Here is a 16,397-nt window from a genome sequence, read left to right as displayed (position 1 = left end):
ACCGTGCGGGCGGGTCAGGACGGAGGGCCGGACGCGCCCAGGACTTCGAGGAGTGCGTCGGCCACCTGGGCCGAGCCGCGGGTGCCCACCGCGGTGGTGAGCGCGTCCCAGGCGCCGACGCCGGCGGAGCGGCGCAGCGCGTCCAGGACGCCCTCGCGCAGCGCGCGGCCGACCTCCTGCCGGGAATCGCCCCGCGCGGCCGCCCCGATGGCGCCGTAGATCCGTTCCAGAGCGTGGTCCTCGCCCTTCGCACGGAGCGCCAGCACCTCGTCCTCGACGAGTACCTCCTTGGGCCAGAGCACGCGCAGCCGGGCCCCGAGCGCCTGGCTGTGGTACCGGCCGTTGAAGATCTGGCTGAGGTTCTGCGGAGGCAGGCAGACGGTGGGGACGCCCAGCCCGCCCGCTTCGAGCAGGGTGGTCAGTCCCGGCGAGGTGAGCAGGACGTCGCAGGCGTCCAGCCGCTCCAGGAAGGCGGCGTGCCCCAGCGGGCCGGCGGTGGTCCGCGGCGCGGCGGCGCAGGAATCGACGAGGCCGCCGACCAGGCCGCCGGGCAGGTTGCCGGCGATGTGCACCTCCTCGACCCCGTGGGCGGCGAGGGCCTCCAGGGCGGCCGGGAGGACCAGGCGCGGGTAGTGCTCCGGGGCGAGGAGGTTCGGCGCGCGCAGACCGCCCAGGCTGATCAGCGCCCTGCGGTACGGGCGGCCCGCACTCCGCGGGACTCCCCGGTCCGGCTCCGCGGCACGGGGCCGGGCGATGACCGCCTCGACCCAGCGCAGCCCCCGGGCGTCGGCGAGCACGCTCCGGCACTCGGGCGGCAGCTCGACGCTCTTCTGGGCGCAGTACACGGTCGCGTCCAGTGGCAGCGCGGCCCGGTCGCCCTCGGACCAGAGGAAGGGCAGGCTGTCGACGAAGACGGTGGGCACGCCGGCGGCCAGCAGCGCCGTCGCGGCCGCACCGTCCAGGACCACCACGGCGGCCCGCACCCCCTGTGACCGTACGAACTCCGCGACCCAGGGGCCGGCTCGGCCGGGATCGTCCGGCAGGTCGTACCAGCCGTCCACCGGGTGTTCGGCGAGCAGGGGGCGGCCCAGTCCCGATCCCATTCCGACGAATCGCAGGGGAGGCGCCGGCCGGTCGCGCAGCGCGGAGAGCACCGCGCTCAGTTTTCCCGAACTTCCCCATCCGAATTCCGCACCGACGAGTGCGACGGTGGCAGCGCCCGGGGGGTCGGAAGGAGTCGCGGAGTTCAGTGCGGGAATGGGCGGCATCGGCTGACTCTCGCATTTCGGTGGAGTGAAGGGCATGGCCGGGAAAGGGGAGGAGGGCGTGGCACACGCATCTGCGCACACGCAGGCACAGCCGCCCGCAGAGGGGTCGGCGAACGCTTCCCGAAGTCCTCGTCGAGCACCACCATTCCGCATGCGGGTGCATGCTGCAAGGAATCGCCGCAGCCCTGAAACCGACGAGTGAATAGCCTGATCAGTCGCATAATCGACAGCCGGTGAAGAGCAATTGGATATGCGCCACAGGGTCGAAATCCCGCCAGTCGGGGCGCCGTAATCGAATCGCCCCCGAGGAATCCGGCCGCTAGCATCTGCTCCCATGGGCTACCTCGAAGCCGCTTCCCTGGGGCACGTCCTCCCCGATGGACGCGAGCTGTTCAGCGATGTCTCGTTCCGGGTTCCGGCAGGCCAGACCGTCGCGCTCATCGGCGACAACGGTGCGGGCAAGACGACTCTCCTGCGCACCCTCTCGGGCGAGATCCCGGCGCAGCGGGGGTCGTTCCGCAGCCAGGGCGCCGTCGCCGTCATGCCGCAGTTCATCGGCAGCCTGCGCGACGACCGCACCGTCCGGGACCTCCTGCTCACCGTCGCCCCGCAGCCCCTGCGGACGGCGGCCGCGGCCCTCGACGCGGCCGAACTCGCGATGATGGAGGCCGACGACGAGCGCACCCAGGTGCGGTACGCCCAGGCGCTGGTGGACTGGGGCGAGGCCGGCGGATACGACCACGAGGTGCTCTGGGACACGGTGACGGTCGCCGCTCTCGGCGTCCCGTTCCAGGTCGCGCAGTTCCGGGAGGTGACGACGCTGTCCGGCGGTGAGCAGAAGCGGCTCGTCCTGGAGGCCCTGCTGCGGGGTCCGGCCGAACTGCTGCTGCTGGACGAACCGGACAACTACCTGGACGTTCCGGGGAAGCGCTGGCTGGAGGAGCAGCTCACCCAGACCCGGCAGGGGGTGCTGCTGATCACCCACGACCGGGAGGTGCTGAGCCGCACGGCCGGCCAGGTCGTGACCCTGGAGGGCGGAACGGCCTGGACCCACGGCGGCGGGTTCGCCACCTGGGGCGAGGCCCGTGAGGCCCGCTGGCAGCGGGCGGCGGAGCTGCGCCAGCGCTGGAGCGAGAAGCACGACCAGCTCAAGGAGCTGGTCCGGACCCTGCGCCAGCAGTCCTCCATCAGCGACGAGATGGCCTCCCGGTACCACGCGGCGCAGACCCGGCTGGCGAAGTTCGAGGCGGCCGGGCCGCCGCCCGCACCGCCGCGCCGGCAGCGGGTCGCGCCGGACCTGCGCGGCGGGCGCACCGGCATCCGTGCCATCACCTGCAAGAACCTCGAACTCAGCGGACTGATGCGGCCGTTCGACCTGGAGGTGTTCTTCGGTGACCGGGTCTGCGTGCTCGGTTCGAACGGATCGGGCAAGAGCCACTTCCTGCGCCTGCTGGACGAGGTCTCCCTCGACACGGCCGGAACCGTGGCCCACACGGGTGAGTGCAGGCTGGGAGCACGCGTCCGGCCCGGGCTCTTCGCCCAGACGCACCGGCACCCGGAGTGGGCCGGCCGGACCCCGGCCGACATCCTCGGCGCCGGCGAGGGCGACCGCCCCGGGCTGGACCTCCAGGGCGCCATGTCGGCCCTGAGCCGCTACGGCCTGGCGGGTGCGGGCCGGCAGAACTTCGAGACCCTCTCGGGGGGACAGCAGGCCCGCTTCCAGGTCCTGCTGCTGGAACTGGCCGGGGCGACCCTGCTGCTGCTGGACGAACCGACCGACAACCTCGACCTGATCTCGGCCGAGGCCCTGGAACAGGCCCTGGCCGGCTTCACCGGCACGGTGGTGGCCGTCACCCACGACCGGTGGTTCGCCCGGGTGTTCAGCCGGTTCCTGGTCTTCCGGGAGGACGGCCGGGTGGTGGAGACGGACGAACCGGTGTGGGACGAGGGCCGGGTCAGCCGCGTCCGCGGCTGACCACCGGGTCCGCTCTAGACGGTGGCCGGCAGGACGTGTTCGCCGGTCTTGTCGGTGCTCAGGCACAGGGAGCAGACGACCGCGGCATGGGTGACGCAGGCCGCGAGGTCGGGGCGCTCGTAGGACTGGTGGCAGACGTGGCAGTCGAGGGTGACCGCGCTCGGGTTTCCCTCGCCGTCCAGCAGGCGTTCGGCGATGCCGTCGTCGGCGCGGCGCAGGTAGTAGCGGCCCTTGGTGACGACGGCCGCCAGCGGGGTGACGACGAAGGCGATGAGGGCCGCGGCGACGGGCGAGTACGGCTGGAGGCTGTCGCCGAAGAGGTGGAAGTACAGGGCGATCGACAGGCCGGAGGCGGAGAGGAAGGACACGACGCCGACCGGATTGACCGCGTGGAGCATGCCCCGGCGGAACTCCGGCCGGAGCGGGGAGAGCTTCAGGACGTACTTGTTGATGCCGATGTCGGTGGCGACGGTGACCACCCAGGCGATCGCGCAGTTCGAGTAGAAGCCCAGGACGCCGCTCAGGAAGCTGAACATGTCGGCTTCCATCAGGGCGAGCGCGAAGGCGAGGTTGACCAGGACGAAGACCATGCGGCCGGGGTAGTGCCGGGTGACGCGGGTGAAGGCGTTCGTCCAGGCCAGCGAGCCGGAGTAGGCGTTCGTCACATTGATCTTGATCTGGCTGATGACCACCAGGGCCACGGCCAGCGGGACGACGGCCCAGTGCGGCATCATCGCGTCGAAGGCGCCGCGGAACTGCCGGATGGGCTCGGGCGCGGCGACCGGTCCGGCCTCGGCGAGGACGTAGACGGCGAGGAAGACGCCGATCGCCTGCTTGAGCGCGCCGAGCAGCACCCACCCGGGGCCGGCCAGGACCACCGCGGTCCACCAGGCGCGCCGGTTCGCCTCGGTCCTGGGCGGCATGAAGCGCAGGTAGTCGATCTGTTCGCCGATCTGCGCGATCAGGGACAGGCACACGCCCGCTCCGAGCATGACGGAGGCGGTGTCGACGGCGCCGTCGCCGTCCGTACCGGCGTAGGACAGGAACCGGCCGACCGTGCCGGGGTCCTCGGCGACCAGGTAGACCAGCGGGCCGACCATGAGCAGCAGCCAGATCGGGGTGGTCCACACCTGGAGCCTGCTGAGCGCCTTCATGCCGTATACCACCAGCGGGATCACCATGAGGGTGGAGACGGCGTAGCCCAGCCACAGGGGCAGGCCGAGGCCGAGCTCAAGGCCCTGGGCCATGATCGAGCCTTCGAGGGCGAAGAAGATGAAGGTGAAGCTGGCGAAGATGACGCCGGTGAGGACGGAGCCGTGGTAACCGAAGCCCGAGCCGCGGGTGATGAGGTCGAGGTCGATGTTGTAGCGCGCGCCGTAGTAGGCCAGGGGGAAACCGGTGACGAAGATGACGACCGCGGCGACGGCGATGGCCACGAGGGCGTTGCCGGTGCCGTGGGCCAGGCCGATGCCGGCGCCGATGGAGAAGTCGGCCATGTAGGCGATGCCGCCGAGGGCCGTGGTGGCCACGACCGCGGGCGTCCAGCGGCGGTAACTGCGGGGTGCGAAACGGAGGGTGTAGTCCTCCAGCGTCTCCTTGACCGCCTGGTCGGGAGCGGTCCTGGCCGGGTCCGGCACGGTCTGGGGTGACTCGGTGGTGCTCATTGCGAAGCCTCCCGGTGGGGATGGGTGCCAGCGCTGCGCTGCGGTCGGCCAGGCTAGGAAGCGGTTGTTGCCGCGGGCGCCCGGTGCGGTGAACACCGTGTTGCCGCGGGCGGCTCGGCCGCGCGCGCACGCCGGGCGGGGCCCCGAGGAGGCCCCGGCCGCTCTCCCCGGAGGAGGCGAGGAGGGGTCCGCCTACTCGGCGATCCTCCAGAGGGTCAGCGTGGTGACGTAGTCGGGCATGTCGGACGACAGGCCTCCCCCCTTGGCCGGGGGCACCACATCGGTGATCCGCAGCATCGCCAGGTTGCCCTCGCTGGTGACGGTGCACAACACGGTCCCCTTGGCGAGGGTCGTGCCCAGGTTCAGCTCCTTCCGGGGCAGAGCGGCCGGCAGGGTGTCGGTGTCGACGCCGATCCTGCACGCCTCGGGCGTGGTGCCGCCGCTTTTGCCCAGGGGAGTCAGGAACCTCAGGTCGGCGTCGCCCCAGTCCTGATAGGTGAGTTCCATTCCGGTGGTCTTGCCGATCTCGCCGTCGGGGAACAGCTTCGGTGCGTCCAGGTCGACGTGCGTGCCGGTGTTGAAGGCCGGCGCGCGCAGGGTGAGGGGCCTGTCCTCGAAGACGAGCGTGTACGCGGCCTGCTTGGACGGGGAGGGGGAGGACGCCGAGGAGGCGGGCGCCGAAGCCCCCGTGGGCTTGCGGTCCGTCCGGGAGCCGTCGGGGGTGCCGGCGCCGCCGTCCGGGCTGACGACCGCCCAGGTCACGGCGGCGGTGAGGCCCACGGTCACCGCGAGGCCCGCGGCCAGCAGGGCGGGGCGCACCCGCGGGGCGGATCGCGCGGAGGGGGCATGTGCCGGCTGCGGCGGGTGGGCCGGGCCGGGCCTCGGCGGGGCCGTCACCGTGGGCTGCCCGGACCATTCTGCACCGGCGTCGGGGCGGGTCGGGGCGGGCGTGGGCTCCGGGGGGTGGGCGGCGGCCGCCTCGCGGCGGGCGACGCGCTCCATGAGCGGCGCCGGCAGCCAGCCGTCGAACGCGCGCAGCGGCCGTCCCGCCTCCCGTTCGCACAGCGCGGCCAGCTCATCCGTCGTGATGCGTCCCGCGGGCTCCGCGGCGAGGCAGCGTTCCAGCAGGGTCCGCAGCGCAGCCGGGTGGTCGCCGAGATCGGGGGCCGCCCGCCCGGTGTTGGCGATCCTCACGGCGAGCGCGGTCGCGCCGCCCTCGCCGTAGGGGTGCCGGCCGGTCGCCGCGACCGCTGCGATCAGGCCAAGGGAGAACACGTCGGTGGCCGCGGTGAGGGGCTCGCCCAGGGCCTGTTCGGGCGACATGTACTGCGGGGTGCCGACGACGCCGCCGTGCGTCAGCTGCGTGCTCTCGGCCGCCCGCGCGATGCCGAAGTCGATGACGTAAGGGCCGGCCGAGCCGAGGAGGATGTTGGCCGGTTTGAGGTCACGGTGGACGACGTCCGCCGCGTGGATGGAACCCAGCGCCCTGGCCGTGCAGCCGACCAGCTGGAAGACGGCGGACAGGGGGAGGGGACCGCAGGAGGCGAGCGCGTCCGCCAGCGTGAGCCCGGGGACGAAGGCCGAGGCGATCCAGGGGAGCCGCCCCGTCGTGTCGTGGTCGACGACCGGCACCAGGTGGTAGCCCTGCACCCGGCGCGCGGCCCGCACCTCCTGTTCGAAGCGGCGCCGGAAGTCCGGGTCCTGGCCGTACTCGCGGCGGATCACCTTGAACGCCACGGGCTGCCCGCCCCGGGTGTGGGAGAGGTAGACGGTGCCCATGCCGCCCTCGCCGAGCCGGGCGAGGAGCCGGTAGCCGGAGACCTCGCGCGGGTCGAGGGGGCCCAGCGGGGTCAGTACGTCGTCGCTGCCGTTCGTCACGGTGCCCCACCCTAAACGGCATGACGTGCGGTCAAACATGTTGGTGCAGAAGACCGTTGGACGTCACTGCGCGGCGGCACAGTGCGGAGTGCGCCGATCCGCAGTGTTCGCCGGCGACACACGGCTCCGGCGGCCCGCCACACGGGATCACGCGGCCCAGGGTGGCCCCATGGGTCACGACGGCACCTGCGCGACCGGCCGGCCTCTCGACCTGCTGCCCGGCCGGAACGCCTCCCCCCTCGCGGGCCGGCCGCGGAAACATCCCGGCGCCGAGATCATCCGCCGTCACCGGGCCGGCTCCCACGCCGACGGCGCCTCACGGTCCGGGGGCGGAGGAACCCACCGAAGGCGGGCCCGATGCGAAGGGTCGGTGGTGGGACGCGGTCCGGGGGCACTCAAGTGCGTGGCGGTCTTGGTCGATGACATCACCATGGATCTCGGACTGGAAGGTCGCGTGGCCCTGGTGACGGGCGCGAGCCGGGGTATCGGCCTCGCGATCGTGCGGGCCCTGGCGGCCGAGGGCGCCCTGGTGGTGGCCGGCGCACGTCACTCCTCCGCTGAGCTCGACGCACTGGTCGAGCGCGGCGGCGTCCGCCTCGTGCGGGTGGATCTGGCCGGGGCCGAGGGAGCCAGGCAGCTCGTCGCAGCGGCCGGGGACCGCGTCGACGTCCTCGTGAACAACGTGGGCTCGGCCTCCGCCCGGCCGAGTGGATTTCTCGGTGTCACCGATGAGCAGTGGCAACAGGCGATCAACCTCAACCTGTTCGCAGCGGTGCGCGTCACCCGGGAAGTGCTGCCGCTGATGCTGGACAGGGGCAGTGGGTCGATCGTCAACATCTGCTCGGTCAACTCCGTCTTCCCCGATCCGATGGTGATCGACTACTCGGTGGGCAAGGCGGCCCTGGCGAATTTCTCCAAGGGCCTGTCCAAAGAGGTGGGCGGCCGCGGGATCCGCGTGAACACGGTCAGCCCCGGCCCGGTCGAGACCGACCTGTGGCTGGCCGGTGACGGCGTCGCCGCCACCGTGTCCCGGGCGACCGGGATGACGCCGCAAGAGGTGGCGGCCCAGGCCGCCGGTGCCACGGTCACCGGTCGGTTCTCGAAGCCCTCCGAGGTCGCGGACGTGGTGCTGATGCTGGCGAGCGACCGGACGAGCAATGTCACCGGATCCGACATCACCATCGACGGCGGGTTCCTGACGACCTGGTAGCCGGTCGGCTCTCGTGCTCCGTTCCGGGGACGGCTGCGCCGGGACCAGGAGGCCCTTGCGGAGGGCCGCGCCAGGTCGGTCAGTGCGCGTTCGGCGCGAGGAGGCCGGCCAGCAGGTGGTGGACGTACGTGGTGTCGAGTCCCTCAGGTCGGAAGAGGATGCGATACATCGTGGGGGCGACGACGCGGTCGAGGATCGTTTCGGCGTCGGGTGCAGCTTCATCGCGGTCGGCCGCGCGGCTGAGGATGACCTCGATCTGCTCGGCCGCGTAGGCCGAGCACCGGCCGGCGTTGGTGCCGTCCGGGTCGCCGAGCAGGGCGTCGCGGATGTAGGCGCGGCCCGTGGGGGCGGCCATCTCCTCCAGGAACTGTTCGGCCCAGGCCTCCAGGTCGGACCTGAGGCTGCCCAGGTCCGCCGGCGCCGTCTCGGGCCGCAACCGCTCTACCGCCACGTCCGACATCAGCTCCTGCAGATCCCCCCAACGGCGGTAGATCGTGGACGGGGTGACTCCGGCCCGAGCGGCAACCAGCGGGACCGTGAGGGCTTCGCGGCCCAGCTCCGCCTCAAGTTCGCGCACGGCGGCGTGCACCGATGCCTGCACCCTGGCGCTGCGCCCTCCGGGGCGCACCATGGTTCTTCGGCTCATGGGACCAGCTTAAAGCAAAGATGATGCTTCAAGCGGTCGTCTGGGCCGACGCCAGGTGGCGTGCGGGCCGGGTCTGCTCGTAGGCGTGGCCGACGCGCAGGACCACCTGCTCCCCGAGGGGGCGGCCGAGGAGTTGCATGCCGATGGGCAGGCCCGCCGCGCCGTGGCCGACCGGGACGGACAACGAGGGCATCCCGGTGATGTTGGCGGGGGCCGAGAGGCGCACGTAGGCATCGGACACCGCCTCGACGGTACCGTCCTGCCAGGTGATCGTTTCCTGGTCCGCCTTCACCGCGGTGGCCGGGACGGTCGGGGCGGCGATCACGTCGGCCTCCTCCAGCAGGTGGGCCCACGCCTGCCGCATGAGGGTGCGCGAGCGCTGGGCGCGCAGGTGGTCGGCGGCCGGCATCAGCTCGCCGGCTTCGAGCAGGGTCCGTACGTCGTCCCGGTAGAGCTCGGGGACGGCGCGCAGGGTGCGCTCGTGGTAGGCGGTGGCCTCGGGCACCATCAGGCCCCACTGGGTGGCCTGGACGTAGCGCGTCATCGGGATCTCGACCTCGACGAGCTGTGCTCCGAGGCTTTCGAGCTGGGCGATGGCGAGGCGGACGGCGGCCTCCACCTCGGAGTGGACGTGGTCGAAGTAGTAGTTGCGCGGCACGCCGATGCGCAGGCCCGTCAGGTCCGTGGCGCTGTCCGGCCGGTAGTGGGCGCGGGGTGCGGTCAGGGAGGCGGGGTCGCGTGGATCGTGGCCGGCCAGGGACGAGAGGACCAGCGCGGCGTCCTCCACGGTGCGGGTGATCGGGCCCACGTGGTCCAGCGACCAGGAGAGGGACGTCACGCCGTGGCGGGGGACGAGGCCGTAGGTCGGCTTGAGGCCGACGACCCCGTTGAGCGCGGAGGGCACCCGGATCGATCCGCCGGTGTCGGTGCCGAGGGCGAAGGTCGCCGCTCCCGCGGCGACGGCGACGGCGGAGCCGCCGCTGGAGCCGCCGGCGATCCGGTCCCGGTTCCAGGCGTTGTGGGTCTGCGGGGTGGTCAGGCCGTAGGCGAACTCATGGGTGTGCGTCTTGCCGAGCAGGACCGCGCCTGCGGCGGCCAGGCGGGCGGCGACCGTACTGTCGGTCTCGGCCCGGTGGCCCGCACGGACCCGGGAGCTGGCGGTGGTGGGCGCGCCGGCGACGTCGATGAGGTCCTTCAGCCCCATGGGGACGCCGTGCAACGGGCCTCGCAGACGGCCGGCGGCGACGTCCTGCTCGGCCTCGCGCGCCGCCCGGCGGGCCTCGTCGGCCCGGACGGAGACGTACGCCTGAAGGTGCGGCTCCACCTGTTCGAGGCGGTCGAGAACGGAGTCCACCAGTTCGACGGGGGACAACTCTCGCGCCCGGATCGCTTCGGCGGCTGCCGCGATGGACAGTTCAAACGGCTGCATCGTTCTTCTCCTCTTCGGCGCGGTAGGCGGCGGCAGGCGGGGTGTCCCCGAAGTCCAGTTCCCGCAGGACGGACACGACGGACAGGATGTGGTTGGCGGTGACGGCGACTGCGGCGAGCCGGTCGGCCGGAAGCGGGAGCCCGGCGCGGTCGGCCCAGCGGGCCGCCTCCGAGGGCGTGAGTTCGGCGGCAGCGGACATGGGCCTTCTCTCCTGATCGGACGGGAACGGACGGGGGCGAGGGCGCGGTCCCGGGCACCCGTCCCAGGACCGCCGCACGTCAAAAGCTAACGGTTCGCTTTAAGCGAGGGTAGGCATTGAGATCACTTAAAGCAATTCGATTGCGTTTAGGGGAGGGTTCCAGGCACCACCCTGCTCGCTGCCGCCGCGGCGCTCCAGCCCGTCACGTCGAGCAGCCGGCCGTCTAGCGAGCCGCCCCCACCAGCTCCACGGGGACGCGGCCAGCACCGGACCCGGGTCATCCACGTCCGACCCCGCACACCCACCGGCCCACCCTCCCACCGCCGGCCCACGCCCGAGCCGTGAGCGTCGGCCGCCCCTGTGGAACATGGGCCAGGCAGGGGCCGTCAGGCCCTTTGCCGGGCGCTGTCAGTGCCGTCCGCCAGGATGGCGTCATGATCGAGAACGAGGACGAGGGCCGAGGAGGCCTTCAGTACGACGGCCACGACAGCAGAGCAGGCTCAGGCGCGCGATGTTCCTTTCCGCGTTCGCCGCCCTGCACGACCACGCTTCCCGCACCGACTACGACCGCTGCCGGGCCCGCGGCAAGACCCCAAGCGACGGTTGCATGAACCAGCCCACAGGCAGGTCGGTTCAGATCAACACCTTGTGCCCTCTGTCCACGCCGAGATCTCTGCGGCACCCCGGCGGACAGCTTCTTCCTGGTCTCGGGCAAGCTTCCGGCAGGTCGCTGCGACGTCCGGCACGCCGTCTGCGTCCACGAGCGCGTCATGCACCCCGGTCTGCAACCAGTCGGCGTGGTTGTCGTCAGCCTCGGCAACCGCAAGAGCGATGAGTCTTACAGCCGCCACCGTCCCCACCTGGGCCAGGGCCTCGGCGGTCTGCCGAGTCACCGCCGTGTCCTCGACGTCCAGCAGCAGCCCCACCAACACTTCCGCAGCCTCAGGCACATCAGCGAAGAAGGCAAGGTCACGCCCGGCACGAGCACGTTGCGTCCACGAAGGAGACGACGCCTCAGCCAAGGCCGCCTCCAACCCACTCATCATCTCTGGCACGACCAGACGATGTCATGCCCCCACGAAGAAGATCGAACCTCGGGGCCGAAGCTGCCCACACGCTTGACGAAGAACATGGAGGCCCCCGCATGTCGGCTGAGACAGCTGCTGCAGGATCAGAGGGTCGGAACTTGGCTCCGGGAGGCACCCCATCACCCTCATCACGCACGACAACTTGATCGGCAAGGACCTCATAGACCACTTGATTCAGGTAGACCTGTCTGACCGTAAGGAAGGGTGGCGCGAGCAATCCGGGCTCTTGTAGATGACCCCGACATACACGTTGCACGTGGGTTCCCCGCTGCGGACGGCGCTGGCCACCCAGGTCGGTTTGTTGGTGGTGACGCCGCCGGTGTAGCTGAACTTTCCCTCGGTCCGGCAGTCGCCGGACAGGAAGTGCACGTCGAACCGTTCCGGGTAGCCGGCGGCGCTCGCGGCCCCCACATGGGCCAGGGCCAGACCGGCCGCCATCGCGGCCGCCGCGACGGCCTTCTTCCTGACGCTCATTCCTTTGACGCTCATGCGAGCCTCCCAAGGTCATGGACGTCGTGCTGCTCCGATGGTGTGCGGCCGGTCGCATCGCCAGCCGGACAGTTGAGCGGCATCTGTGCTCCCACAGCCAAGTGAGCCGGGACGTTCCGCCATCCCCGGCCCACATGCACGCCACAGCCCGCTCCGCCGTGGCACCCGAGGGTGCGGGCGGTGGACCGGCCTCGGGGAAGGGGTTGTCCGTGCCGGGCCACCTGCCCCCTCTGGAACTACGCGCGCGGCGAAAGATCACACCCTGCGGCCGCTTCCGCTCGACAGTGGTGAGCATGCTGAACCGAGTAGCCGTTCTGTCCGACATCCACGGAGTCCTGCCTGCCCTGGAAGCAGTACTGGCCGAACCAGACCTCGGCACCGCCGATCGCATCGTGCTGACCGGCGACATCACCGCCGGCCCGCAACCCGCCCAGGTCCTCGACCTGCTGAGCAGCCTCGGCGACCGTGTCGTCTGGATCAGCGGCAACGCCGACCGCGAACTCCTCGAATACCGTCGGGGACAACGCGAAACGATCCCCGACCCGATCGCCCCCTGGGCAGCCGAGCAGCTCCGCGACGACCATCTCGACCTACTCGACTCGCTTCCACGATCACTCTCCCTGACCGTGAACGGCCTGGGAAAGGTGCTGTTCTGCCACGCCACCCCCCGCGACGACGAGGAGGTCGTCCTGGTCGACTCCCGCCTCGACCGCTGGGAGGAGGTCTTCGAGGGACTCGATGCCGACATCCGCACCGTGGTCTGCGGCCACACCCACATGCCGTTCGTCCGCCTCGCCCACAGCCGTCTCGTGATCAACCCAGGCAGCGTCGGTATGCCCTACGGACGAGCGGGAGCGCACTGGGCCCTCCTGGGCCCGGGCGTCGAGCTTCGCACCACGCACTTCGACCTCCATGCCGCAGCCACCCAGCTCAGCCGGGACTCGTCCTACCCCGACATCACCGCATGGGCCGACTACTTTCTGCACGCCCGCGCGACCGACGTCGAAGCCCTCACAGCCTTCGGACCACGCGACGGACGCGACCACAGGCCGTGACCCGCTCCCGGCCGCGACGCGGCGCAGCCGAACAGCGGGCGCGGTCGTCCCTCGCGCAGCAGGTGGTCGCTTGGGTGAGGAGAACTGGTCACGGGGGGACCCCCGTGGTCATCCTTGTGACGACTGCTGCGACATGGGGGGGTGCCGGGCGTACGTCGAGGGGCGCTGCGTTCGCCCGGCAAGCCGCCACCAGGGCGCTCGGCGTCCGCACGGTGCCGGTGGATCGAGTCCGGAATCAGCGCGGGGAAGCGGCTTGCTCCAGCTGGGCGGTGATTCCCTGCCGGTCGATCTGGATCCAGTACTCGGCGATCAGGCCGTCCTCAACGCGGTAGACCGCGCTGGTCATCGCTATGAGCTGCGCACCGGTCGGCTGGTAGTGGTCGACCGGTCCGACATGTCGTCCGACTTGGGTCCAGCGGGCATAGACGCGATCGCCCTCGGCGATGAGCTCGTCCACGGTCAGCGTGAAGGCGCCGTATGCGTCGAGCATCTCCTGGACGTGCTCGGCGTACTGCTGCGGTGTCCGCTCCACGACCACAGGTGCCTCCGAGACGACCTGGTGGGCTCGGACGCGGCCGGCCATGAAGCGACTGGCCCGGTCAGGGTGCAGCCCTGACCGCACCTGCAGAAGAAACTCGCGGACTGTGTCCTTGGCGTTGGTCATCAGCAAAGTCTGGCATTGCGTTCGTGCCGCGTACGAAGCGGGCTCCGGCGCGGACCGGGACGACGAGGTGGGGAGCCTTCACGGGCCGCCACCGCTGCCGGGCCGACTCGACGAGTTCGAAGACCGAGGCCAGGTGGCCTTCCACAAGCCCAGGGCGCGCCGTCACCGCCCGCCAGACCGGGGCGCGCATGCCCCGCGGGCGCAGTCGCGCAGCAGGTCGTGCCCAGGACTCGCCGGATCGCCGTAGCTGTCCTTGAGCGCCACCAATCCATGAAGGCGCGTGGTCGGCCTGCCACTGCTGGAACGCCGTCTTCGGAGAGACGCCCTGGGCGGGCAGGTCGGCCTCGATCCGGTCGGTCTGCGTGCGGATGCCGGCCCCGACGCCGGAACCCTCAACCCCGGCTCGGCTACGCGGACGGGCCGCCGTTGCCTTTCGGATCTATGTCCGGATGCTCCCCGACTGCCCGCTTCCGGGCGGGACGTGGAATCATGCCCTTTACAGCAATCCACCGGAGGGGACGGGTCCACCATGTTCGACGCCTTGAAGAACCTCAAGGACAAGGCCGAGGAGATCGCCCAGTCGCACGGCGGCGCGATCGCCGCCGGACTGGAGAAGGTCGGCGGCATCGTCGACCAGAAGACCGACGGCAAGCACAGCGCCGCGATCGACACGGCCGTCGACAAGGCCCAGGGCCTCGTGGAGAACCTGGCGAAGAAGAAGGACTGACACCCCGTTCGCAGCCGTGGTCGGGAGGGGCGGGGTGTCGGCGGGCAGGCGATGCCGAAGATCCTCGTCCGATACGTCTTCCACATGGGTCAGTAACACCCATTGTGGCCCGAAGGGTCCTTCAGGCTGACGGTGCGGTCACCCCGTGGAACACGTCCGTCGGCGCGGCGAAGGAAGCGGTCTACGCCGCTTCCGGGTCGGCGACGCCCGCCTGGAACGCGGTGATGACGGCCTGGGTGCGGTTGGCCGCGCCGAGTTTGGCGAGGATGTTGCCGACGTGGGTCTTCACGGTCTCCTGGCTGACGACGAGCTCTGCCGAGATCGCCTGGTTGGACAGGCCGCGCGCCATCAGCCGGAGGATTTCGGTCTCCCGTTGTGTGAGGGCCGCGGTGCGTGCGGCGGCTCCCGGGTGCACGGGCCGGGCCGTGGCCAGGCGGCGTACGGCGTGGGGGAAGAGTATCGAGCTGCCCTCGGCGACCAGCCGGACGGCCTGGGCGATCTGGCGGGCGGGCGCCCGTTTGCGGAGGAAGCCGCTCGCGCCGGCGCGCAGCGCGCCGTACACGTGATCGTCGTTCTCGAACGTGGTGAGGACCAGGATCTTCGGGGGGTCGGCCAGTTCCTCCCGCAGCCTGCGCGTCGCCACGATGCCGTCGACCGTGGGCATCCGGACATCCATCAGCACGACGTCCGGCCGCAGCCGCTCCACGAGCGGCAACACCTGGGAGCCGTCGTCTGCCTCACCGACCACCTCGATGTCGGGCTGTGCGGAGAGCAGCGTACGCAGTCCGGTTCGGGTCAACTCCTCGTCGTCGACGACGAGTACGGTCACGGCGGGCTCGGCAGGGGCGGTCATGCAGGCGAGCGTAGCGGGAGCCGGGCGGTGAGCCGCCAGCGTTCGTGACCGTCTTCGGCGTCGTACCAGGGGCCCGCCGAGGTTTCGCCGCGCAGCGTGCGCACGCGCTCGCGGATGCCGTCGAGGCCCTGCCCGGCCGGCCGGCGGCGCGGCGCGCGCTTCCCGGAGGGCAGGTTGAGCAGTTCCAGGTCCAGCCAGTCCTCCCCCGCCGTCACCTGCAGGGTGATCGACGACGGGTCGCCGTGCCGCAGCGCGTTGGTCAGCCCCTCCTGGACGATCCGGTACGCCTCGCGGGACACGGTCGCCGGGACCCGGGTGAAGTCGCCGCGGGTCTCGACGCGCAGCCCGGCACCGGTCTGTCTCACCCCGTCGGTGAGCGGGCCGAGGTCGGCGAGGGTGCGCGGGGGTGCGGTGGGTGTGATCCCGGCGCGCAGGAGGCCGAGGACGTGGTCGAGGTCGTCCATCGCCGTGCGCGTGGTCTCCTCGATGCTGGTGAGCGCGCGCCGCGCCGCCTCCGGGTCGCGGTCCAGCAGTTCACTCGCGACGGCGGCCTGGATGGTGGAGGCGGTCAGGGTGTGCCCGATCGAGTCGTGCAACTCGCGTGCCAGTCGCTGCTGTCCGGCGAGCCGGTTCAGTTCCTCCTCGGCGGCGGCGAGCCGTTCGGCGGGCCGGTGGTCGAGGAGGGCCTGGGCGAGCGGGCGCAGCACGGCTGCGCCGCCCAGGGCGACGTACGCTGCGGCGGCGAGTGTCACGACGGACACCGGCGGGGTCCACGCACCCCGCCATCCGGCCTCCACCGGCACGGTCGTGCCGAACGTCGACACCTGGCCGCCGCCGGTCAGCCACACCGCGGGGAACACCACCGCGGACAGCAGCAGGAGGAAGGTCACCGCGGTCACCGCGAGGCCCACCACCATGTGCGGCACCAGCCACGCTGTCGTCCGCAACCGGTGGTCGCGGCTCATCCTGGCGACGGGTGCGGGCAGCTCCGTACCGAGGAGGGCGTTCGCCAGGCGTACGGAACCGGTGCGGCCGGCGCGCGGGATTCCCATGGCCGCGAGGACGGCGAGCAGCGCCACCACGCTCGCGGCGGCCCGAAGCGGCAGCGGTCGGCCGGGCGGCGCCGCCAACACGGCGGCCAGCGCGAGCGGAAGGCTCAGCAGGGCGCCGATGACGGCGTGGAGCCACGGCCGCGGGCTGCGGATCAATACGGTGCGCATGGCTGGACCGTACTGCCCGCCCGTGCCCGCCG

The 16,397-nt window shown here is 71.6% G+C and carries 15 protein-coding genes and 1 pseudogene; 4 read left to right on the top strand and 12 right to left on the bottom strand.

Translation table 11 applies throughout. The features are described 5' to 3' along the window. Positions 1-14: 14 nt before the first annotated feature. Entirely contained in the window at positions 15-1,268 is a 1,254-nt protein-coding gene (locus WDV06_RS04480; protein WP_395508285.1) for a hydroxymethylcytosylglucuronate/cytosylglucuronate synthase, read from the bottom strand. A gap of 334 nt (positions 1,269-1,602) precedes the next feature. On the opposite strand from WDV06_RS04480, the gene WDV06_RS04475 reads away from it, so the two are divergent. Continuing rightward, the gene (locus WDV06_RS04475) at positions 1,603-3,243 is read left to right on the top strand and encodes an ABC-F family ATP-binding cassette domain-containing protein (protein ID WP_045951131.1); all 1,641 of its coding nucleotides are present in this window, start codon (positions 1,603-1,605) and stop codon (positions 3,241-3,243) included. A 14-nt stretch (positions 3,244-3,257) separates the two neighbouring features. Here WDV06_RS04475 and WDV06_RS04470 read toward each other — a convergent pair whose 3' ends face one another. After that, entirely contained in the window at positions 3,258-4,907 is a 1,650-nt protein-coding gene (locus tag WDV06_RS04470) for a purine-cytosine permease family protein (protein WP_395508284.1), read from the bottom strand. Between the two features lie 192 nt (positions 4,908-5,099). Next, on the bottom strand, positions 5,100-6,785 hold the full coding sequence (locus tag WDV06_RS04465; RefSeq protein ID WP_395508283.1) for a serine/threonine-protein kinase: 1,686 nt from the start codon (positions 6,783-6,785) through the stop codon (positions 5,100-5,102). A 430-nt stretch (positions 6,786-7,215) separates the two neighbouring features. Here WDV06_RS04465 and WDV06_RS04460 point away from each other — a divergent pair, with 430 nt between their 5' ends. Next, a complete protein-coding gene (locus WDV06_RS04460; protein ID WP_395508348.1) occupies positions 7,216-7,995 on the top strand; it encodes an SDR family NAD(P)-dependent oxidoreductase in 780 nt (259 codons plus the stop codon). Between the two features lie 79 nt (positions 7,996-8,074). Here WDV06_RS04460 and WDV06_RS04455 read toward each other — a convergent pair whose 3' ends face one another. The 5 genes from WDV06_RS04455 to WDV06_RS04435 all read right to left on the bottom strand — a co-directional run bounded on the left by WDV06_RS04455 (position 8,075) and on the right by WDV06_RS04435 (position 11,846). Then, complete coding sequence (locus tag WDV06_RS04455; protein WP_395508282.1) at positions 8,075-8,641, bottom strand: TetR/AcrR family transcriptional regulator; 567 nt, start codon at positions 8,639-8,641, stop codon at positions 8,075-8,077. A gap of 28 nt (positions 8,642-8,669) precedes the next feature. After that, positions 8,670-10,070, bottom strand: a complete 1,401-nt coding sequence (locus tag WDV06_RS04450) for an amidase (protein ID WP_395508281.1) — start codon at positions 10,068-10,070, stop codon at positions 8,670-8,672. Beyond that, on the bottom strand, positions 10,057-10,269 hold the full coding sequence (locus tag WDV06_RS04445) for a hypothetical protein (protein WP_395508280.1): 213 nt from the start codon (positions 10,267-10,269) through the stop codon (positions 10,057-10,059). Before WDV06_RS04445 ends, WDV06_RS04450 begins: the two co-directional genes overlap by 14 nt. Positions 10,270-10,907: 638 nt before the next feature. Next, positions 10,908-11,315 carry a hypothetical protein gene (locus WDV06_RS04440; RefSeq protein ID WP_395508347.1) on the bottom strand — a complete coding sequence of 136 codons (408 nt, stop codon included), beginning with the start codon at positions 11,313-11,315 and terminating at the stop codon, positions 10,908-10,910. A gap of 216 nt (positions 11,316-11,531) precedes the next feature. Next, entirely contained in the window at positions 11,532-11,846 is a 315-nt protein-coding gene (locus WDV06_RS04435) for a hypothetical protein (protein WP_395508279.1), read from the bottom strand. 293 nt (positions 11,847-12,139) lie between these two features. Here WDV06_RS04435 and WDV06_RS04430 point away from each other — a divergent pair, with 293 nt between their 5' ends. Continuing rightward, positions 12,140-12,901: a metallophosphoesterase family protein gene (locus WDV06_RS04430; protein ID WP_395508278.1), complete on the top strand. Its 762-nt coding sequence runs from the start codon at positions 12,140-12,142 to the stop codon at positions 12,899-12,901. Between the two features lie 235 nt (positions 12,902-13,136). On the opposite strand, the gene WDV06_RS04425 is transcribed toward WDV06_RS04430, so the two are convergent. After that, positions 13,137-13,565 carry an ester cyclase gene (locus WDV06_RS04425; RefSeq protein WP_395508277.1) on the bottom strand — a complete coding sequence of 143 codons (429 nt, stop codon included), beginning with the start codon at positions 13,563-13,565 and terminating at the stop codon, positions 13,137-13,139. Continuing rightward, positions 13,501-13,698, bottom strand: a pseudogene (locus WDV06_RS37315) (hypothetical protein); the annotation flags it as partial. The gene WDV06_RS04425 and the pseudogene WDV06_RS37315, both read right to left, overlap by 65 nt. Before the next feature lie 396 nt (positions 13,699-14,094). Here WDV06_RS37315 and WDV06_RS04420 point away from each other — a divergent pair. Next, complete coding sequence (locus tag WDV06_RS04420; protein ID WP_395508276.1) at positions 14,095-14,292, top strand: antitoxin; 198 nt, start codon at positions 14,095-14,097, stop codon at positions 14,290-14,292. 181 nt (positions 14,293-14,473) lie between these two features. Here WDV06_RS04420 and WDV06_RS04415 read toward each other — a convergent pair whose 3' ends face one another. Together WDV06_RS04415 and WDV06_RS04410 are read right to left on the bottom strand one after the other, a co-directional pair. Continuing rightward, on the bottom strand, positions 14,474-15,145 hold the full coding sequence (locus WDV06_RS04415; RefSeq protein ID WP_395508275.1) for a response regulator: 672 nt from the start codon (positions 15,143-15,145) through the stop codon (positions 14,474-14,476). After that, positions 15,142-16,365 (bottom strand): sensor histidine kinase, encoded by a 1,224-nt coding sequence (locus WDV06_RS04410; RefSeq protein ID WP_395508274.1) that lies wholly within the window; start codon positions 16,363-16,365, stop codon positions 15,142-15,144. The genes WDV06_RS04415 and WDV06_RS04410 overlap by 4 nt, the downstream gene beginning before the upstream one ends. Between the last annotated feature and the right edge of the window lie 32 nt (positions 16,366-16,397).

Source organism: Streptomyces racemochromogenes, from assembly GCF_044129415.1.
GTDB classification, from domain to species: Bacteria; Actinomycetota; Actinomycetes; order Streptomycetales; family Streptomycetaceae; genus Streptomyces; species Streptomyces racemochromogenes_A.
The sequence above is the reverse complement of the archived record's forward strand: the minus strand, read 5'-3'. Positions and strand labels throughout refer to the sequence as shown.